Annotated in this window: 17 protein-coding genes; 7 read left to right on the top strand and 10 right to left on the bottom strand. The window is 42.3% G+C overall.

What is annotated here, in order from left to right:
* The first annotated feature begins 57 nt into the window (after positions 1 to 57).
* Positions 58 to 660 carry a pyridoxamine 5'-phosphate oxidase family protein gene (locus AC5JMK_RS21420; RefSeq protein ID WP_495910989.1) on the top strand — a complete coding sequence of 201 codons (603 nt, stop codon included), beginning with the start codon at positions 58 to 60 and terminating at the stop codon, positions 658 to 660.
* Positions 661 to 852: 192 nt separating this feature from the next.
* On the opposite strand, the gene thyD is transcribed toward AC5JMK_RS21420, so the two are convergent.
* The gene (gene thyD / locus AC5JMK_RS21415) at positions 853 to 1,773 is read right to left on the bottom strand and encodes a thylakoid membrane protein ThyD (RefSeq protein WP_495910988.1); all 921 of its coding nucleotides are present in this window, start codon (positions 1,771 to 1,773) and stop codon (positions 853 to 855) included.
* 398 nt (positions 1,774 to 2,171) lie between these two features.
* On the opposite strand from thyD, the gene AC5JMK_RS21410 reads away from it, so the two are divergent.
* Positions 2,172 to 2,519, top strand: coding sequence for a hypothetical protein (locus AC5JMK_RS21410; protein ID WP_026719665.1), 348 nt, complete (start codon positions 2,172 to 2,174; stop codon positions 2,517 to 2,519).
* 113 nt (positions 2,520 to 2,632) lie between these two features.
* On the opposite strand, the gene AC5JMK_RS21405 is transcribed toward AC5JMK_RS21410, so the two are convergent.
* The 5 genes from AC5JMK_RS21405 to AC5JMK_RS21385 form a co-directional block, all read right to left on the bottom strand.
* Positions 2,633 to 3,136 carry an FHA domain-containing protein gene (locus AC5JMK_RS21405; protein WP_096674147.1) on the bottom strand — a complete coding sequence of 168 codons (504 nt, stop codon included), beginning with the start codon at positions 3,134 to 3,136 and terminating at the stop codon, positions 2,633 to 2,635.
* Positions 3,137 to 3,455: 319 nt separating this feature from the next.
* Positions 3,456 to 6,137 carry a heavy metal translocating P-type ATPase gene (locus AC5JMK_RS21400; RefSeq protein WP_495910987.1) on the bottom strand — a complete coding sequence of 894 codons (2,682 nt, stop codon included), beginning with the start codon at positions 6,135 to 6,137 and terminating at the stop codon, positions 3,456 to 3,458.
* Positions 6,138 to 6,394: 257 nt separating this feature from the next.
* Entirely contained in the window at positions 6,395 to 6,589 is a 195-nt protein-coding gene (locus tag AC5JMK_RS21395; RefSeq protein ID WP_096674143.1) for a hypothetical protein, read from the bottom strand.
* A gap of 86 nt (positions 6,590 to 6,675) precedes the next feature.
* Positions 6,676 to 6,951 (bottom strand): TM2 domain-containing protein, encoded by a 276-nt coding sequence (locus AC5JMK_RS21390; protein WP_016860060.1) that lies wholly within the window; start codon positions 6,949 to 6,951, stop codon positions 6,676 to 6,678.
* Between the two features lie 1,170 nt (positions 6,952 to 8,121).
* Complete coding sequence (locus AC5JMK_RS21385; protein ID WP_495910986.1) at positions 8,122 to 9,699, bottom strand: CPBP family intramembrane glutamic endopeptidase; 1,578 nt, start codon at positions 9,697 to 9,699, stop codon at positions 8,122 to 8,124.
* A 55-nt stretch (positions 9,700 to 9,754) separates the two neighbouring features.
* Here AC5JMK_RS21385 and AC5JMK_RS21380 point away from each other — a divergent pair, with 55 nt between their 5' ends.
* Positions 9,755 to 9,895, top strand: coding sequence for a hypothetical protein (locus tag AC5JMK_RS21380; protein WP_495910985.1), 141 nt, complete (start codon positions 9,755 to 9,757; stop codon positions 9,893 to 9,895).
* A gap of 177 nt (positions 9,896 to 10,072) precedes the next feature.
* On the opposite strand, the gene AC5JMK_RS21375 is transcribed toward AC5JMK_RS21380, so the two are convergent.
* Complete coding sequence (locus AC5JMK_RS21375) at positions 10,073 to 12,109, bottom strand: alkaline phosphatase family protein (RefSeq protein ID WP_495910984.1); 2,037 nt, start codon at positions 12,107 to 12,109, stop codon at positions 10,073 to 10,075.
* A 502-nt stretch (positions 12,110 to 12,611) separates the two neighbouring features.
* Here AC5JMK_RS21375 and AC5JMK_RS21370 point away from each other — a divergent pair.
* Complete coding sequence (locus AC5JMK_RS21370; RefSeq protein WP_096674137.1) at positions 12,612 to 12,791, top strand: Sec-independent protein translocase subunit TatA/TatB; 180 nt, start codon at positions 12,612 to 12,614, stop codon at positions 12,789 to 12,791.
* A 55-nt stretch (positions 12,792 to 12,846) separates the two neighbouring features.
* On the opposite strand, the gene cphA is transcribed toward AC5JMK_RS21370, so the two are convergent.
* From cphA to AC5JMK_RS21355, 3 genes are all read right to left on the bottom strand, one after another.
* A complete protein-coding gene (gene cphA, locus AC5JMK_RS21365) occupies positions 12,847 to 15,549 on the bottom strand; it encodes a cyanophycin synthetase (RefSeq protein WP_495910991.1) in 2,703 nt (900 codons plus the stop codon).
* A gap of 173 nt (positions 15,550 to 15,722) precedes the next feature.
* Positions 15,723 to 16,586: a cyanophycinase gene (locus AC5JMK_RS21360; RefSeq protein WP_096674133.1), complete on the bottom strand. Its 864-nt coding sequence runs from the start codon at positions 16,584 to 16,586 to the stop codon at positions 15,723 to 15,725.
* Between the two features lie 49 nt (positions 16,587 to 16,635).
* Entirely contained in the window at positions 16,636 to 17,079 is a 444-nt protein-coding gene (locus AC5JMK_RS21355; protein ID WP_495910983.1) for a hypothetical protein, read from the bottom strand.
* Positions 17,080 to 17,495: 416 nt separating this feature from the next.
* On the opposite strand from AC5JMK_RS21355, the gene trmD reads away from it, so the two are divergent.
* The 3 genes from trmD to AC5JMK_RS21340 all read left to right on the top strand — a co-directional run bounded on the left by trmD (position 17,496) and on the right by AC5JMK_RS21340 (position 20,731).
* Positions 17,496 to 18,221 (top strand): tRNA (guanosine(37)-N1)-methyltransferase TrmD, encoded by a 726-nt coding sequence (gene trmD / locus AC5JMK_RS21350; protein ID WP_096674131.1) that lies wholly within the window; start codon positions 17,496 to 17,498, stop codon positions 18,219 to 18,221.
* Positions 18,222 to 18,294: 73 nt separating this feature from the next.
* The gene (gene ispF, locus AC5JMK_RS21345) at positions 18,295 to 18,774 is read left to right on the top strand and encodes a 2-C-methyl-D-erythritol 2,4-cyclodiphosphate synthase (RefSeq protein ID WP_495910982.1); all 480 of its coding nucleotides are present in this window, start codon (positions 18,295 to 18,297) and stop codon (positions 18,772 to 18,774) included.
* Positions 18,775 to 18,934: 160 nt separating this feature from the next.
* Positions 18,935 to 20,731 (top strand): ABC transporter substrate-binding protein, encoded by a 1,797-nt coding sequence (locus tag AC5JMK_RS21340; protein ID WP_495910990.1) that lies wholly within the window; start codon positions 18,935 to 18,937, stop codon positions 20,729 to 20,731.
* The last annotated feature ends 70 nt before the right edge of the window (positions 20,732 to 20,801 follow it).

The following is a 20,801-nucleotide window of genomic DNA, read 5'->3' as shown; positions in this document are numbered from 1 at the left end:
TTCATCCCCTCCTTGAAAGGCAGGGGTTCTCACGCTCCCGCTATGTTTCGATAGTGTATGACCAACAATTGCCTTGACCCCATTTCAGAGATAATTAGCTCACGCCAAAAAGCCTTTGATCTCAATGATGTTTGTGCCAATGTATGTTCTTTTGCAACTGTAGCAATAGATAGAACTCCCAGAGTACGCATCATGAACTTAAATACCATTTCTGGACGTTTCTTTGAACTGCATTGCAGCGAACAAAGTGGAAAATGGCAAGAACTCAAGCATAGTCCTGCTTATGAGCTTTTACTCTGGTGGCCCTGTGTGGCACGACAGTATAGAATTCGTGGGGAGTTAGAGATTATACCTCAATCTCTTGTTGAACAAAGTTGGTTACGCGCTCCCTATTCCTTTAAGCTTCTTGATCGTTTTTATGAGGAGTATCAGCCATTAGGTTCCAAGCTACAAAACCAGCAATTGCTACTCTCTTCTCTAGATACTCTCAAAATCAAATACCCAAGTGATCAACAAATTCCACCTCCACAGCACTTGCGGGGTTTTTACTGCAAAGCAGACTGGATTGAATCTCTCTACATTGATGATCTTCGTATTCACGAAAGACATTGCTATACGTACATTGATGCTCATTGGCATCATGAGCTACTGGTTCCTTGATCTATAGCAGTTCTCGGTTGTGTCCAATACGCACCCCACCCCTTAATCCCCTCCCCGCGTGCGGGGAGGGGAGTTTTTTTTTGGCGTTAGACAAAACCGGGGCGGGATTCAAAGGGAATTATAAGTAATCAAGCGAACCTGATATAAAAGTTGGGTTGTAGACGCAGATATTGAAGCTTGCTTGATAAGCAACTAATGAAGAATTGTTTCTAAAGCAGGTTGCAAATTAGGATATTGAAATTCAAAGCTACTTTCTAGGGTGCGTTTAGGAAGGACTTTTTGCCCTTCTAAAACTACTATCGCTCCGTCTCCCAAAAGTGCTTCTATAGCAAAATTAGGAACAGGCAACCAGGAAGGACGATGCATAACTTTGCCCATAGTTGTAGATAACTCTGACATACGAATGGGGTGAGGAGCAGTAGCATTATATACGCCTGACATTTCTGGCTTAGTTAAAGCTTGGATAATCAACTTGACTAAATCATCTATATGAATCCACGAAAACCATTGTTTGCCGCTACCAATAGGCCCACCGGCAAAAAGTTTGAAGGGTGTAATCATTTTACCCAAAGCTCCACCCAGACCCAAAACAATCCCGAATCGTAGAATTACGAGTCTTACATCAGCTTCTGTAACTTTTGTTGCTTCTGCTTCCCAAGCTTGACAAACTTGGGCGAGAAAATCTTTACCAGATGGGCTTGTTTCATCGAAAGTCGCGGTTTCGCTAGTACCGTAATATCCAATAGCAGAAGCGTTAACTAAAATACTAGGTTTAGGGTTAGCCTTGGTTATTGCTTCCACGATTTTTTGAGTAGTCAGTTTACGGCTATTGAGAATTTCTTGTTTTCGTTGTGGTGTCCATCGTCCCTCACCTATGGGTTCACCCGTCAAATTAACTACACCATCACATGTGGCGATCGCCTCTTGCCAACTACCAGAGACTGTCGGCGTATAAGCAATAATTTCTACATTAGGAAAAGCTTGGCTGGGAAAAACTTTTTGGGCGTGAGCGATATTACGAGTTAAAACCAATACCCTGTTACCATCTTTGTGGAGCTGTTCTACCAAGCGACTTCCGACAAATCCTGTTGCACCACTCACTGCTACTTTCATGATTTAACCTCTATCAATCTCTATTGTGACCGGAATCTTTCCCCTTTTCTCACGCGCTTTTACCGTGGTAAGCGTCGTATCGCTACTGTTATCGATGGCAACACAGCCGTGTGGGTGGGTCAACAACCATCTTTTATGGTAGCAGTGCTGATAAACTGGAACTAGCACTAAAGATGGGATATTCCCTATCAAAGAAATGCGACCTGAAAACAGGATCTGGTGGATTGAAAACAACCAGCAACTACTTAATCCAATTTAAAAATGTTTGACACTAGTCCAGATAGACAACCTAATTCCCAATCCAAAATATAAAACCCAAAATCCAAAATGGAATGACTTGCGTTTAAGATGGTTCGATATTATAGGATGGACAGAGTGTTACAAGGCTTGGGGCTATTATGGCTCGCTATACCTGTTCGTTTATTCTTTCTATTCCTATTAACCATCTCCAGCCGTTACTTATAGAACTGCTGCAAGACTGCAACCTGGATGTACAGTACTATACATTGGATTACATCATGGCACGTGAGATAGTCGGTACTGTTTCTTACTCCAAAATGGTGACTGTAGAAGTACTTATTGATAAAAGCACAGCTACCGAAACTGAAACCAGAATGAGTATTGTGATTAAAAACCAGGAACTACCACTCCAGCTAGATAATCACTGTCGGCAGGTGTTTGAGTATATTAAGCAGGCAATTGAAGACAACCGTAATTGGCATCTAATTCAAAGCCTAGCAGGATAATTACAATGCTTTTAACCAAGGGAAGGGCATCTGCTACAGCTAGCTTTGTGCCAAGCTAGCTCATAGCAAAATGTGACATAATATACTAAGGCAATAACAGAACAACAAACTTTTTAATCTTCTAGATCTTCTGTCATGCCGGGATTGATAAGTGTAATGTCATACTCGCTGGCATCAGTCTGACCAGGTAGTACTGTATCACGTTTTAACAGATAATAGATGGCACGTACTTGAGGCCCAAAAACAACTTCGTCTTCATTTTTAAGGTCATAGTTTGAGAGCTTGCGCCCATTAATCATCAGACCATTTGAGCTATGCTTGCCTCTAGCGTCGCCATCAATAATTCGATAATAATGACTGTTGCTGCGATCGCTTCTGGGTAATCTTACTAATGTGGCATGACGGCGCGAGACGAATTGTGAAACTAAACGGATGTCACATTCTCGATCTCGACCAATGGAATAAATGGAACGCTCTAGAGTGAATTCCTTACGTCCTTGATCGTCTTCCACAATCAGTATATGGCTTTCATGGTTTTCTGCTGCCATTGACAAATCGTTACTATAATCGGTTGAAGTCTTATTAATTAGGAATCGTTTAGAATTGTTTTCTGCCATTCTCTCAACCAGAGTCTGTGCTACTTCATAGTAATAACTAAGAATCAAACAACAATGTAATGTTTTACTCCTTAGTATCTTTAGTATCTACAGTGACCTTTACTGGCGCTCTGGAAACAGAGTCAAGGATTTTGTGAGATTTTGTAAATAGTGACTATCGATTTAGTTTAACCTGAGACAGGCAGAACGGATATTTACTCTTTTAAAATATTAAGGCTAAATATCTGACAAAAAATTCGATGGGATGCATGAAAGCCACTTAACTTTAACCATTTTGGGAAACCTCTCCTCGGTGCGGAGAGGTTTTGATATTTTTGTATTAGCGATGAGCAAATCGGCGTAGTAGTAGGGAATTGGTAACGACACTCACCGAACTAAAAGCCATTAAAGCCGCAGCGCTAGCAGGACTAAGGACAAAATGCAAACTGGGTAATAGGACACCAGCCGCCAAGGGAATTCCCAATGTGTTATATGCAAAAGCCCAAAACAAATTTTGGCGAATTTTGTTGAAAGTCACCCGACTCAGTTGGATAGATTCTACTACATCGGTTAAACAATTTCGCATCAAGACAATATCAGCCGTTTCGATCGCCACATCTGTACCAGTGTGTAAGGCAATTCCAATATCTGCTTGAGACAAAGCCGGAGCATCGTTGATACCATCTCCTACCATTGCGACTACGGATTTGGGATTGGTTGTTGTTTTTATCTCCCCGTTTTGAAGAGATTGTATGACATTTGCTTTCTTGGCTGGAGGTACACCCGCCATGACATCAGCAGTCTCTAATCCTAATTGGTTGGCAATAGCGATCGCAGCTGCTGGTGTATCACCACTAAGGAGCATAACTCGCAACCCCATTTGCCGCAATTTGTCAACAGCTGCTTTTGCATCTGGTCTGAGGGTATCTTGAATAGCAATGAGTCCGGTGATTGTTCCGGCAATTGTCACTGCCACAACAGTTTTACCATTTTCTGCTAACGTCTCTGCCTGCTTGTGTACATTTTCATCAACGGCAATTCCATGCCAACTCAACCAATCCCAATTTCCCAACAGTACTAAATTGCCTTCGACCACAGCAGAAACACCAAGTCCCGGTTCTGTGTGAAAGTCAGTAGCTGGTGGAATCGCTAACTGTTGCTGCTGTGCTTGGTTGCGAATTGCTGTCGCCAGAGGATGACAAGTACCACTTTCGACTGCAGCTGCCAGTTGTAAGAGGTATTGATGGGGATCGGGGATTGGGGATTCTCCAGAGGAGACGCTACGCGTAGACGCGTAAGCGGCTTCTCGTAGAGTACGGGGATCGGGGAAGGTAGGGGTCCCCTTTGGGGATAAGGGGCAGGTGGGGCCCCTGGAGGGGATAAGGGGTAATGGGGATTGGGGATCAACAAGAGACTTGTTAAATAATTCTCCTTGTCCCCCTTGTCTCCCTTGTCCATCTTGTCCCCCTTGTCCTCCTTGTCCTCCAAGTCGTTCTTCTAACACAACACAATCCGTTACCGTTGGATTACCAGTTGTCAGCGTACCTGTTTTATCGAAAACAATGGTATCCATCTGGTGTACTTTTTCTAAAACATCACCGCCTTTGATTAATAGACCTTGTTCGGCAGCGATCGCAGTTCCGATCAAAAGAGCTGTGGGTGTGGCTAGTCCCAAAGCACAAGGACAAGATACAACCATCACCGCAATTGCTAACTTTAAGCTTACTAATAGCGGAGAGTGATAAATGGGAACAGCTACACCACTAGAGTGATGAGCCATATCCACCATATCCATGCCAGGGGACATAGTGACATCTTGCCAAACATGAGTGCCAATAAAGTACCAAAACAAAAATGTCAATACAGCCGTCGCTAGTACACCGTAGGTAAAGTATCCAGCTACTGTATCTGCTAATTTCTGTACGGGTGCTTTTCGAGTTTGTGCTGCTTCCACTAGGGCAACAATTTGTGCCAAAGTGGTATCGCTGCCTGTGCGAGTTGCTTCAATTGCGATCGCTCCCGACTGATTGAGTGTTCCAGCTGTCACTGTATCTTCTTTTTGCTTAAGCACTGGTACAGCTTCTCCAGTCAGCATTGATTCATCAACAGTAGTTTGACCATCTATCACTATGCCATCAACTGGAATTTTGTCTCCTGGCAGAACTTGCAACCACTCGCTGACACGCACTTGTTCCGCAGGAATTTCTATAATCTCACTCATAGAAGTTTGTACAGACGCGTCATCGCGCTTTTCTACAACCCCTTTGGAAATCAATCTTGCTACCTGGGGTTGGAGATCAAGCAAGTTTTTAAACGCAGCAGTAACTTGACCTCTTGCTTGTTTTTCTAATGTTCTTCCCAATAAAATAAACCCCAACATCATCACAGGCTCATCAAAGAAGCATTCCCAACCAAGCTGAGGAAACAACAAAGCAACCAAACTAGCTGTGTAGGCAATTAGCGTCCCCAAGCCAACGAGAGTATTCATATTGGGTGTATTTCGTCGCCAACTCACCCAGCCATCTATCAAAATCGAGCGCCCAGGAATGAGTAGCGCTACCGTTGCTAATCCACAGTGAAACCAGATGTTATGCAAAACAGGTAGCACAATACCACCAATATTGCCCAAGTGTCCAATAGTTGACAGTACTAGCAGTAATGCAGCAATTATCAACTGTCTACGTGCAGATTGAATCTCTTGGCGCTGTCGTTCTGCTGGATCTATTTTGTCTTGGTTTTCATCGGTGAATTTCCCACTTGGTTGCCTAAGTTGAGACGGAAATCCAGCTGACGTCAATTGCTGTGCCAGTGCATCTGCATCCACCGTACCAGTTTCTAGCTCTACAACAGCAATTTCTGTTGCCAGATTGACACTAGCACTCTTCACTCCAGGAGATTGAACTAGCTGTCGTTCAACAGCCTTTACACAGCCACCACACTTCATACCCCCAACATCTAAGATGATTTTCTCAGTTGTTGAAGTTGGTTCAGGGGAAAGGTTAGTTTTTGGGACAAGTTGCATGAAATAAATTTGAATTTGTTACGAAACGTCAACGCTTTACAAACTTCTTGCAAAATCCAGGAAAAAGTTTAGTTGTCAAGGGTAAGAGTTATAAGAATTAAGAAGTCTTTACCTTTTACCTTTTACCTTTTCCAATAAGAGTACCTATAGCTCTTGTGCAAGAAGTTTAAAAGTACAGCTAAACCGCACCTCTACTTCGAGAGTAGGCGAAATTCGCAACAACGACTTGATGTCAAAAATATGAAGTTTTATTAAGTTTATGATTCAGCCGATTCCTTGCGACTCCAGCGCAGATATGTCAAATAGATGATGACAGCAAACTGTGTTGGCATTAAAGCAATTTGACTTCTGAAAAAAGGATTTATATCTAAATTAGATATGGTAATAAAATATACCAATCCTAATAAAGCAAAAAATACTAAAGATATATACTTACGTTTGATAATTAACATATTGGTAGGCAGAGAGGATTGGGGACCCCTGGAGGGGATAAGGGGCGAAGGAAGGGAAGGGAGAATTATTAACCACTAACTACTAACTAAAACCAACCTTGTTTGTTAACAAAGTAAGTATCAACAAATTGGTTGTAGGACTTGTTGAGGTAGATCATTCCTTCTAGCAAACCCACAAGCTGCATGATGAATAAGGTTAAGCCGTAGGTAAAATAACCTCCCACCAAAGAAATGACGAGCATAATAAAGCCCTCTGCGGTATAACCCAAAACAAACTTATGAATACCAAGACCTCCTAACATAATGCCACTGTAGCCAGCTAATAGTTGTTTGGTGGCATGACTGGGATTGAGATTTGCCATATGAGTGCTGCTCCTTGATAAGCTATGTATAAAATAGAAATTCTATATTTTTAGCAAAAAGTAAATCTACTGACTATCTTATTTCCACTATGTTTCGGGAAAATAAACAATTTTTACTTTTTATTCAGTATCAATACTGTATCAACACTGTCGAAAATAGATATACAGAATTAGCGTAACTTCAAATCGCAAGTACGCTTTCTAAGGAGATAAGTGTTCAGACATAGCCTGAAACTAGGTATCTCCACAAAACTATTTTGAATAACAACAAAAAACCGCTACACAACTGTTTTGAATCCTAAGCTATAAAACTCTGTTTTACAGAATTAACAGCTATCATCATCAAACAACTGCGTCGTACTACTTTTTACACATCAGACAGTATCATTTCCGGACTTTTTTATTTTTGCGGCAATAATTTAAGGATACTGACTAAAAGTAATGTAGAACCCTTATTTAAGCGGCTCTTTGCACATGGTTTTCTAAGTCTAGTCAAGCAAATAGTTACAAACTAATTTGTGTAAATTTTCCGTAATCACTTAAGTGAACGCGGAACTCAGAAGCTAGTATTCCCAAACTTAAACTGTAAATAAGCAATACTAAGCCACTAAAGACTAATTTCTTATTTTTTTTACTTTGTTGCTTGAGTTTTTTATTAGATATGTATTTTCTCTCAAGCTAGCATTTTTTTATAGTTAATATCAACATACCGTTGGTAGATTTTTGTGACATATACGGGGATCGGGGATTGGGGATCAGGGACATGGGAGACAAGGGGGACAACTAATCAGTGATCAGTGATCAGTTATCAAATTAAACTGATCACTGTATAACTGATTCATGCCCAATCCCCGTTCCCCCTTATCTCCAGAGCAGGGTGGTTTCATACGAAAAAAGAAAAATATGGAAGTCTGTATTTCTCGTTTTGAAGCATAGATTTTTACCCCTCTCCAAACCTCTCCCCTTATTAAGGGGAGAGGCTTTAAAAGAAGATTTTAATTTTTCTCTGCTTGTATGAAACCACCGTGCTTATCTCCTCCAGGGGCCCCACCTGCCCCTTATCCCCAAAGGGGACCCCTACCTTCCCCGATCCCCGAACGCGAGTGCGTCTCCTCTGGAGAATCCCCAATCCCCGATTCCTCGATCCCCGATTCCCTGCTCCCTGATTCCCTAATTACTACTACCGAGGACAAATAAGCTAAGTAGGGTGCCACTGTTCCACAGGCTGTGGAGGAGCATGGGAGCAAGGAGGTTGCGCGATCGCGTGTAAACTACTCCTAAAACAACTCCTAATGCGAACAGTGGTAAAACTTCCGATAAACTCAGGTGAGCGATCGCAAACAAAAAGGCACTGATGATAATTGCCCACCACACAGACACGTAGCGAGTCAGCGAGGGTAACAGAAAACCGCGAAAGAGGAATTCTTCAAATAACGGAGCAGCGATCGCAGCAGTTACAAAAAATATACTCAATGCTACAGAATCTTGGCTTTCCAATGCTAACTGCAACAGAGGATTACTACCACCTTGGCCTTGCCATATTTGTTGATTGATCAGGGATACCACTACGACTACTGGTAACGCCGCACAATAACCACCGAACCCCCATAAGAACCAATTACCCCGTAAGTTGAAGCGAAACCAGCTAGACTCTAGCGGGAAAAAACGTTTAATAGATAAATACAATACCGATATCGCGCCCAATGCCACTAATATGTAACTTAAGAATACATAGAATGCTTGTAGTCGTAGATTTGCAGTAGAACGAGGGATAGGAAGTAGCTGTAACACAATGGGAATCAATATTTGTCCCATGAAGAAAAAGCCCACGACAAATACTTGCAAAATTGTTTCCCCATCCCAAGGTACTGACCAACTCGCATTAGCATTTTGTCCCAATAAACTAGCTTTCCCCTTGACAACACGTTGACCAATCAGAAAAATCAGTAGCCCTATACCAATAAAAGCTCCCAGGGCTGGAATAGTACCAATAATCGCTAATTTCACAAAAGCTTGTTCAGCAGCTTTTTGTTCTGCTATTTTCAGGTTTGCGACAGCTTCTTGACGTTGCTGGAGTTGGTAGAGTTGAGTCAAAGCAGTAAAGCGAAACCAACTATCTAGATTATCTTGAATTACTTGTTGAGCATTGGGAAGCAAACGAGGCGGATTACTCCACATTCCACTCAAAGCTGTCGCTGTTTCGCGTAATTCAGGTGGAATTTGGGAATTTTGCTGCAATTGCTTCCAACTTTTGAGAGCTGCATCTGTTTGTTTTTGCTGTGCTTGTAAAATTCCTAAGCGCAAATCGATCTCAGCAATTGATTTTTGTAGTTGGTCAATAGTTTTTTGTAATTCTTTTTGCTGTAATGAACGAGAAGTATTAGTCGCAGGAGGAATTTCCGGTTGAGGTTTAGGAGTTGCGGGAGTCGTTACAGGTTCGGAATTAAGGTCTACCAACTGTTTTTTAGCTTTTTCCAGATTGGTTTGAGTCGATTTCCGTGTTTCTTGATACTGCTTAGTTGCGGTTTCCAGAGGTTTTTCACCGATAATTGCTTCCTTCGCCGCTTGCAAATTCTCATCTTTGCTATCTGAGGCTTGCCACTGAGAAGCTTCTAGGACAATATTTGTTTGATAAAGATCCAGACTATTTTGGAACTGTGGTTCTTGCCAACTATTTAGTAAAGACGAACCAGCAACAAAGACAGCTAACAATGTTAATAAAAATAAACCTAACCGCTTAGGTGTCATCTATTCTCCCCTTGACTCATACTGAGTTGCAATTAAATCATGGCTAATTAAACATATGGAGAGCTGGGGAGGAAGGGAAGACCCATCAGCCTATCAGTCTCCACGACTAAATACTACTTTTTTTATCACCATTTTGGAGTGGTTGCGAATACGTGAAAATTTGCGATCGCTCTCAACAACTAATTTTTCTATTTGATTGTGAACTACCTACAATGTACCGTAAGGTCAGTTCTGGGTTTTGCATTTTTAACTCAAAATCTGGCTTGAGCAAAAAGTTAAAGGTTAAGGGTTAAAGATTTTTTCTCTTCACCCTTAACCTAAAGGTATTGCTACAGCGTATAGTTTTGCGTAGCTTCTAATTTTATCAGAGAATCTACCTACCGTATTTAAGGTTGATTACCTCACCCTGAACCGTTTGCGCTGAGGGAACACCTAATAAATTATTAATAGTTGGAGCAACATCAATATTGCGGATAGTGCCGATACTACCACGACGATTGATATCAGGTCCAGCAGCATAGAAAATGGCACTCAGCTTAGGTATGCTCGGATCATAGCCATGCGCTCCATAGAAATTAGGCACTGAAAATACAGAATAGTCAGTGTCTCCCAAACGAGTAACAACAGGATTTTGGGTACCGTCAAAGTTATAACCGTCACTCATAATCGCGAACACATCACCAGTATCCTGACCAACAAATTCACTAGTACCCAAGCCAAATGTTGGGTCGTTTAGATCACCTGGTAACGGACGAGCATAAATCTTATCGAAAATAGCTTGCGGTTCTCCCTGTGTATAGTTGGGATTTTTATCTACTAATTCCTTCAGACTTGTGACAATTTGCTGTTGCAAAGTGATATATTCTGCCGGACTGACAATACCATTAGGTTCACGTCCTTGAAGATTAATGTAGATATTGGCAGCAGGACCAGATGTCACCGCTCGGACTTTATTAGAGTCAAAACCTTTACTCTTGAGGAAATTATTGAGATTAACTGCTGTGTGGAAGCTGGAAAAGCCGTGGTCTGATACAACAATAATGTTACTCTTCGGTCTGCCTTTTTTATCTCTACCAACTGCATTGATGATGCGTTGCACAGCATTATCAGCAGTCTGATAGGCAGCTTGGACATAAGATTTATAGCGAGCTACCTTTGCTTGATTTTGCCCTGCACCAATTGTATTGGGATTAGTAGGATCAGTTGGTTGACGGGAGTCACTCAAAAGAAACTGATGCTCAGAGCCATCGGGTTGCTCGATATAAACCATTACCAGATCGGCGTTGGGATTTTGGTTGATTGCTCTTAACGCCACTCGAGTCTGATAGTCTACAAAAAGTTGAACTTGATCTTCATAAATAGCTTCGAGTTCACTATCAGGAAAATTGGTAAATCCAGGGCTGAGTTTTTCTGGAATGCGGAAGTCAGCCTGGGGCGCCCAAAAACCAACATGAGTAAGGATGTCATCAACACTACTTTGAACTGCTGGAGTACTGGGAATAGCGTTAGCAGAATAGCGAGCAATCCGAAGCGTGCTGAGATCAGGAGCAAGATTGCTGACGTAAAAAGCAGTTCCGGCTTTGTTGGAACTACCTTGTAGGTAAAATAGACTGGATTTTTTATACTGTGCTTTTACATAGGCAGGACCAGTGGAAGGTAAGCTGAAAGGCCCAGGTTGAATGCCAATTGTTGCATCAAAAAAGACTAGCGTGTCATAGTTAGTTTGGCGATCGCTTGTTGTGTCAAGCGCCGCAACTTGAATGTCATAGTTAACACCACCAACAGTGAACTGATCGCCTAAAGAAGCTTGCAGGATTGGGCTGTAGGAAATTTTTTTCGCCACACTGAGTTGACTAATCGTTTGGTTGGGAGCAGGGCTAAAGTTAGCTGTCGTCAGACTAAAACCTTTAGCACTTACTCCTGCAAAAGCTCCAAAGGGAACTGTGTAAGATACAGTTCTCTTGTTAGCAGATTGAATAATCGGGCTATTACTTAAACCCGGTACTTTCACATCTACTCCATCTGCTCCTGGAAAAGTCGCACTCACAACCTTTTTGCCATTTTGCAGGAGTCCAATCCACAGGGGATCAGCAGTAGGCTGTATACTTTCACTTGGTTCTTGGGTCGAATAGCCTCCTATGGGAGCGCCAAAACCACTGATGTTAGAAGTGAAGGGACTAGCAACCAGATGGAATGTATTGGCGTTGATGTCATTGCGGGCGGCTGTGGAACCTGTGGCGATCGCTACATGACAAGCAGCCGTCAGAGACGCACTACAGGTTATATTTCGCTCTGCATAAACTCCCTTCTTCTTGATCAGTCCCAATCCCTGCTTTGGACTCAGGATACCTTGAGCAAGATACTGATCAACAAAATCCGGAGTTGCGCCATCAAGTGAAATCAAGATCACTTTAGGTTGTAGCGTGCTTGATATTGACTTAGCTACTATAGAATTTGCTGTTAAACTTAAGAAAAAGGTTACAAGTATAATAATCGAGAGGCGCATGAATAATTTTTGCCTCCAATAATGGTGTAGCCACCCAAAAAGTTTATCAAATCTCGTTTGGATAAACTCTTTGATTGAATAGAAATTTAAATATCTCCCCACTGTTCCTCCTTAAGCACACCACCGTATCTTTGCTGAGATCACTCACTCTCAATTTACTAACGGTATGTTAAGTAAAAGCTATAGGAATCTTAAGGATTGTAGTTTAATCCCTAATAGAGATTAATTTTAATTGCAATGTCGCGGACTACTAGGTATTGCGATCGCTCTTTAAAACAAATTCTTATAAATAAAATTTTCTCCCTTGTCCCTCTTGTCTCTCGTGTTCCCCATATCCCGATGTTCCACGTAGACATTCTCCCGACCCTACTATATTTTAAGTAAGGTTTTTTCACAGGAGATACATATGTTTGGACTAGGATGGACAGAAGTAGGTGTAATAGCGATCGTCGCCTTACTAGTTTTTGGGCCAAAAAAAATCCCTGAACTGGGAAGCGCACTAGGTAAAACCTTGCGGGGTTTTAAAGAAGAAATGAATAAACCTACCAGCGATGAGGATTCCACGCCAGAGGAAGAAGAAAAATAGTCATTTGTCATTTGTCCTTTGTGTTGACGAATGACAAATGACAAATGACAAAAGACTAAATAATTGAATTGACCACAGATGAAGTCACACCCATTTGAGAATCTACAGTTGGGGGGGTGGTGTTTTGTTGAGGAAATTCTTCCTTAACGACACCACGCGCCTTAATCAATTTGATGGCACGATTGACACTTTCTGGTAAAATCACCACCAAACTGTTCTCAGGAGCGATATCCAAAGCTTTATTAATTGCTTGGGTTTCATCCAGAATTGCTTCATATTCGTAATCAGGATTGATTTGTTTAATACCTTGAATAATTAATTCCGCAGCCGAACCCCGCGCCCTTCCTCTGGTGTCATCGTCTTCTTTGATAATTACATAGTCAAATATTTCGGCTGACAGTTTACCCAAAGCCACAAAGTCTTGATCACGCCGATCGCCAGGGCCACCAATGACGCCAATGCGATCGCCATTTGCCCAGTTACGCACAAACGAACCCAAAGCTTCGTAACTATGGGGGTTGTGGGCATAATCTACCAAAGCGTGGAAGTTACCCAAGTTAAACAAGTTCATCCGTCCTGGTGTTTGACTCACCGAAGCCCGGAATGTATTTAAACCAGCCCGAATTTGCTCAATTGACACATTTTGCACAAACGCTGCTAAAGAAGCCGCCAAGGCGTTAGCAATCATAAATGGCGCTCGTCCACCCATCGTCAGAGGAATATTTTCTGCTCGTTCAATCCGGTGTGTCCAATCGCCTTTTAGTATTGACAAAAAGCCATTTTCATACACTGCTGCTACTCCGCCCTTTTGGATGTGGTTTCGCACCAATTCCGATTCTGGGTTCATGGTGAAGTAAGCAATATTAGCTTTTGTTCGTTCAGCGATCGCCGCCACACGGGAATCATCGGCATTGAGAACAGCGTAGCCATCTGGATAAACAGCTTCAGCAACTACACTTTTAAGGTGTGCCAATTGGTCAATTGTGTCAATGTCACCAATACCCAAATGATCAGCAGCAACATTTAATACTACACCAACATTGGCGGCTTCAAAAGCTAATCCAGAGCGGAGAATCCCACCGCGAGCTGTTTCCAGGACTGCTACTTCTACTGTCGGGTCTTGCAAGATTAACTGGGCGCTTTGGGGACCTGTGTTGTCGCCTACTTCTACTAAGTAATCTCCTATATAAGTCCCATCTGTTGTAGTATAGCCTACTACTTTATTTGTCTGTTTGTAGATGTGAGCTAACAGGCGGGTAGTAGTAGTTTTACCGTTTGTACCTGTCACAGTTAATACAGGAATACGGCTAGCTTGTTCGTTGGGGAACAGCATATCAATGACTGCACCAGCGACATTGCGGGGAATGCCTTGGCTAGGGGCAACGTGCATCCGGAAACCGGGAGCAGCATTGACTTCTACAATCACACCATCAACCTCTCGTAAGGGGCGGCTAATATCCGATGTCACAATATCTATGCCCGCGATATCCAAACCGATAATCTTGACGATGCGCTGGGCTAACCAAACGTTTTCCGGGTGAATTTCATCTGTCCTATCTACAGCAATACCACCTGTACTTAAGTTTGCCGTTGCTCGCAAATAGCAAATTTCGTCTTTCGCTAAGATACTGTCGAGGGTGTAACCTTGCCTTTCTAGTAACTGATAACTGGTGCGGTCAAGTTCTATTTTGGTGAGAATCTTATCATGTCCGTCACCACGATTTGGGTCTTTATTGGTTTCCTCTATCAGTTCCGCAATTGTAGATCTACCATCACCAACCACATGAGCAGGTACACGTTCTGCAACCGCCACCACTTTACCATTTACAACCAAGACCCGATGATCACGCCCGTTGTAATACCGCTCCACAATAATCGAGCGAGAAACTTGTCTGGCTGCGTCGTAAGCTGCTTCTGCTTCTTCCCTATTTTGGATGTCGATGGTGATCCCGCGCCCGTGATTACCGTCTAAGGGTTTGATCACAATCGGATAACCACCGACGTATTCTACTGCTTCTTGCAAATCGTCCAAAAAGTTAATCACCGTACCCCGTGGTACTGGTACACCTGTACTAGAAAGAATCCGTTTGGTGGCTTCTTTGTCACAAGCCAACTCTACACCCAAGATTCCGGTGTTATCGGTCATGGTTGCCTGCATCCGCTTCTGGTTGACACCATAGCCTAGTTGAATTAAGAAGCGCGCCCCCAGTTGCATCCAGGGAATACCTCTTTTTTCAGCTTCTTTGATGATTGACTCTGTAGAGGGTCCCAAAGCTGAATCACGCCATAGGTCTTTGAGGTCTTGTAAATCTTGTTCTAACTCTGCCTTTGGATAACGGCCTCGGTCAACAATGCTTTGGCACAAACGGACTGCGGCTCTACCTGCATAACGTCCAGCTTCCTCATTTAAATACTCAAAGACGACTTGGTAAACACCGGATGTAGACGTTTCACGAGTACGACCGAAACCGACATGCATTAGCGCTAATTCCTGTAGTTCTAAAGCTACATGCTCCACGATGTGGCCCATCATGGTGCCTTCACGCACTCGCATCAAAAAACCACCACGACAGCCAGGCGAGCAGTAGTGACCCTCCAGACTAGGCAGAGCCTCAACTAATCCTTCATAAAAGCCGGGGATCTCATTTGAGGGCGTCTCGGCAAGATTTTCTAGATCAAGGCGCATGACGATTAACTTGTGGCGTCGAATGCTCCAGTAGTTGGGGCCGCGTAAGGTCTGGATTTTGAGGATTCTCATGGGAATAGGTAGATGGAGATTCGGAACCAAAATTCTAGTTTCTTACTGAAATTGACCGCCAAACTGTTCATGGTAAACAGTTATTTCTTCTTACATCGTATTACTCTCACTTTTTTGCTGCAACGTTATAAATTTTGCGGTCAATTCAGTGTAGCTTCAGATACTTAAGTCCGTCAGCTGGAGATGCGGTAAACAGCAGGTAAGACGGTACGTTGGTAAAGATGGAAGCGATCGCCATGGCTAAGAATATGTAGACGCAAATTGTGAAGATTCAAAGGTTCAGTTGCTCCCACATGAGGTTCGTTGGTATGAGTCACTTCAGTCGGATCTACTATTGTAACTGAACCTTTACCCAACACTTGTAGCCAACCATCACGCTCAAATAACGCACAAGTATCTTCATCAATGCCGATACCCAAGCGATCTGGATGAGAAGCGATCGCGCTCATCAAGCGCCCCATACGATTACGATTGTTAAAATGTTGGTCTACAATTACTTCAGGTATAAATCCCAAGCCTGTGGCCATGTCCACTAAAGAACGATTGGGTGACTCACCACTACCACCCCCTGCAATCATGTGATGTCCCATGACTGCTGCGCCGGCGCTAGTACCTGCCAGAGTTAGTTCTCCAGACCTAACTCGCTGCCGGATAATATCCATTGCTGGTGTGTCTGATAAAACCCCACACAGCCGCAATTGATCACCTCCTGTCAAAAAAACCCCGGTACAAGCTTCCAGGGACTGTCGGTAATCACGGTATTCACACTGTTCTCTTTCCCGTATGTCCAGAAGCTCAATCTTCTTGGCACCCATATCTTCAAAAATGCGAATATACCGACCACCAATGATCGAAGGTTCGCGAGAGGCAGAAGGAATAATTGCAATATGGGCGTCATTAGCACCAGCACGGGCAAAAAAAGTCCGCAGAATCTCGCGACCATGGACTTTGTCTTCTGCGCCTCCGATCACCAGAACGGCAGTTTTGGTTGCTTGGGGTGTCCTCATTTCCAGCAATTTAGCTTGTAATTCCGGCATTGTGTTTCTCCTGTCAACAACTTCAGGTGAAAATTACAACAGCAGCAGCCTAATAATTTCCGCGCCTCGCCTCTTGCCAAGGACAGTGCTTTAGGCAATTGGTAATGGGTAATGGGTAATGGGTAATTAGTAATGGGTAATTGGTAATGGGTAATTGGTGATTTTTTTCTGCCCAATACCTGTCCGCATAGCGTCTCCTTTGGAGAATCCCCGAACCCCGTACTCTGTGAGAATTCGCTTGCGCGTCTACGCGTAGCATCTCCTCTGGAGAATCTCCAATCCCCGATCTCCGATTCCCGATCCTCCTGGCGACAGATTTATGGTTATAGTCAATAAAATCTTGTTGTGATGACTGCCGTCGCAATGCCATTGTTCTGTACACGCCTAATAGCGTATTCCTTGAGTAATAACTGTCTGTTTGAGTGTCTCCTTTAACTTTGGGAAACAGAAACAGATATTGACACACTTTTTCTTTGAGGCTGGTTCGATGCATCCTGGAAGTTGTTAACCTAGTCAGAAGATTAATTTAAATTTAGATGTGACAATATTTAAACATAAATTAAGTAATTAGAAAAACTTTTGTTGACCCATAGAATCCAACTGTTTCTAGTACTCCTATAGATACACACAACCAAGCTCTTGTATATTTTGTACAACATTGGCTAGTTGTCAGTGCTAAAAAGCAGCTATGCTGTAGACGCTCGTTTAGACAATGTATTTGTTAGGTAGACAATAAGGGGAATACCAAAAGTCCTCGCCTGTGGCAGCAATTTTTGGAAACCCCGGCAGAAAAATTTAATCAGCATAGCATCTACTTTTTTGGCTTTATTTATTAACTATCTAACTATTGCTGCCGTACTGTGCTAGACATTCCAATTTTAAGATTAGTGTTCTCCAATACGAAATACTGTGCGCTTTGATATAGTTACGCTATTTCCTGATTGTTTTACCTCTATTCTTAGTTCAGGGCTAATTGGTAAAGCCTTGACCAAACAGATTGCTCAGGTGAATTTGATCAATCCTCGCAACTTTACTACCGACAAGCATCGCAAAGTTGATGACGAACCCTACGGTGGCGGTGTCGGAATGCTAATGAAGCCAGAACCAATTTTTGCTGCGATTGAGTCTCTACCTGTTTTACCCAAAAGAGAGGTGATTATGATGAGTCCTCAAGGACAAACGATGAATCAACCTCTATTACGGGAATTAGCGACCAATTACGAGCAATTGGTAGTGATTTGTGGTCACTATGAAGGTGTAGATGAGCGAGTACTACATTTAGTGACCCGTGAAGTATCCTTGGGTGATTTTATTCTCACAGGCGGGGAAATTCCAGCAATGGCTTTGATTAATGGTGTGATGCGCCTTTTACCAGGAACTGTTGGTAAAGCCGAGTCCCTCCAATCAGAAAGTTTTGAAGAAGGGTTATTAGATTATCCTCAGTACACCCGTCCAGCAAATTTCCGTGGTTTGAAAGTACCAGATGTACTGCTGTCTGGCAATCATACTGAAATCGCTAAGTGGCGATTAAAACAACAAATTCAAAGAACAGGCGATCGCCGTCCAGATTTGCTCAAAGCTTGGCTAGAGGAAAAGCAGGAAAAAGAGGGGAGACAAGAGGAAATGAATAACTAATGACAATTGACACTTGACTTTTGACTCTAGACCAATAACTAATGACAATTGACACTTGAGCAACAACTAACAAATGAACATTCGGATTGGCAATGGTTATGACATGCATCGACTGGTGAGCGATCGCCCCTTGATTCTTGGCGGAATCAATATTCCTCACTCTCTGGGTTTGCTGGGACATAGTGATGCTGATGTCCTGACGCACGCGATTATGGATGCGATGCTCGGAGCTTTATCCTTGGGAGATATCGGACATTATTTTCCCCCTAGCGATCCCCAATGGGCAGGAGCAGATAGTTTAGTGTTATTGAGTAAAGTAGACCAACTGATTCATAAACAAGGTTGGCAAATAGGAAATATAGATTCGGTGGTAGTAGCAGAACGTCCAAAATTAAAACCTCATATTGAAAAAATGAAGGAAAAAATCGCAGGAGTTTTGCAATTACAACCAAATCAAGTCGGAATTAAAGCCACTACCAACGAGAAACTAGGCCCTGTTGGGGAAGAACAAGGTATTTGCGCCTATGCAGTTGTTTTACTATCACAGGAGTAAAATATGAATTGGTTTTATAAGGAAACAGGGAACAGGAAACCCCATAATTAAAATTAGGGGATTTGAATAAAAATAATTCTAGTCAGCTAAAAGCTGACTTTAGCTATTAGCCCCAACTTCAGTTGAGGGCAAATGAAAATATTAAGAATATTAATTAATGATGAGCTTTACTAATATCCTTCGTCCTATTAAGCATTTTCGCTTATTACTAATTCTGGCTTTGATCAGCATCTTTGTAACCGTTGCTTGCAACCCAAATAATTATCAAACAAAAGCTGCTCAAGTACCGCAAATGATAACTGCTGTTCTGGGTGAGCCTTCAACTTTTAATCCTGCGCTAAATGAGTCGTTCTATAGCGTTTTTGGTCCACTTTATGACTCATTAATTAACGAAAACCCCCTCACCACTCAGCTAGAACCTGGTTTAGCTGAATCTTGGGAACTTTCTGACAATGGACAACGAGTTGTCATTACCCTTAAAAAAGGACTCAAGTGGTCAGATGGGAAACCGATGACTGCGGATGATATTATTTTTAGCTACAACGACATTTACCTCAACCCCAAAATACCCACACCAACAAAAGATTCTTTGAGAATTAATGCGCGCGGTGATACTCCCAAAGTCCGAAAAATAGATGATCTGAAAGTAGAATTCACTGTCCCAGAACCATTTGCTCCTTTTTTAAGATGGGTAGGTGGAATTACAATTTTGCCTGCTCATGCTCTCAAGGAATCTGTCCACACCACCGATCAAAGTGGTAATCCCAACTTTTTGACAATGTGGACAACAGGCACTGATCCCAAAAAAATTATTGGTAATGGGCCTTACGTAATGGAAACTTATATACCCAGTCAACGAGTTATATTCCGACGCAATCCATACTACTGGCGTAAAGATGCTCAAGGAAATCCTCAACCTTATATAGAACGGTTAATATATCAAATTATTGAATCCACTGATAACCAACTCATCAGTTTCCGTTCTGGACAGTTGGATGATCTCGAAGTTCCTCCCGAAGGTTTTAGTTTATTAAAACGAGAAGAAAAACGGACAAAGTTTAAAATTTATAATGGTGGCCCGGATACTAGCACTACTTTTATTGCTTTCAATCTTAGTAAAGCTAAAAATTCTCAAGGTCAACCTTTTGTAAACCCAACTAAGTCTCGTTGGTTTAATAAAAAAGAGTTTAGGCAAGCAATAGCTTATGCCCTTGATCGTGAAACAATGAAAACAAACGCCTTTCGCGGAATAGGCGAGTTACAAAACTCTTTTGTTTATGTTAAGAGTCCTTACTATCTACCTCCAGAAAAAGGCTTAAAAGTCTACAATCACGATCCAGAAAAATCAAAAAAATTACTTCGACAAGCAGGCTTTAAATACAATGCTCAAAATCAATTAGTTGATCAGGATGGTAATCCAGTTAGATTCACCTTGCTGACAAATGCCGAAAGGAAAGTCAGGGGAGATATGGCAGCACAAATTAGACAAGATTTAGCAAAGATTGGCATTGAAGTTGATCTACAAATTCTTAGTTTTAACGCATATCTGGAAAAACTCAAAGTTAGCCAAGATTGGGATTGTTATCTTGGTGGTTTTGCAGGAGGCGGTGTTGAACCTCATAGTGCTAGCAATATTTGGAGAATTAAGGGTGCATCCCATGCATTTAATCTTGGTCCCCAACCAGGCGATCCACCGATGACGGGGTGGGAAGTTTCTGACTGGGAAAAGGAAATTGACCAACTTTACATTAAGGGAGCTCAAGAAATAGATGAAAACAAACGCAAAGAAATTTATTATCAATATCAGCGCATAGCCTCAGAACAATTGCCATTTATTCACTTGGTAGAAAGATTAGATTTACAAGCAGTACGCGATCGCTTCCAAGGAATAAAATATACTGCTCTCGGCGGACCATTCTGGAATTTGTATGAGCTAAAAATTGCTGAGGAGAATTGAATTAAGGTGGGGAGATTGGGAGACAAGGAGGACAAGGAGGACAAGGAAGAATTATTTAACAAGTCTCTTT

This window comes from Pelatocladus sp. (assembly GCF_059505505.1).
The sequence above is the reverse complement of the archived record's forward strand: the minus strand, read 5'-3'. Positions and strand labels throughout refer to the sequence as shown.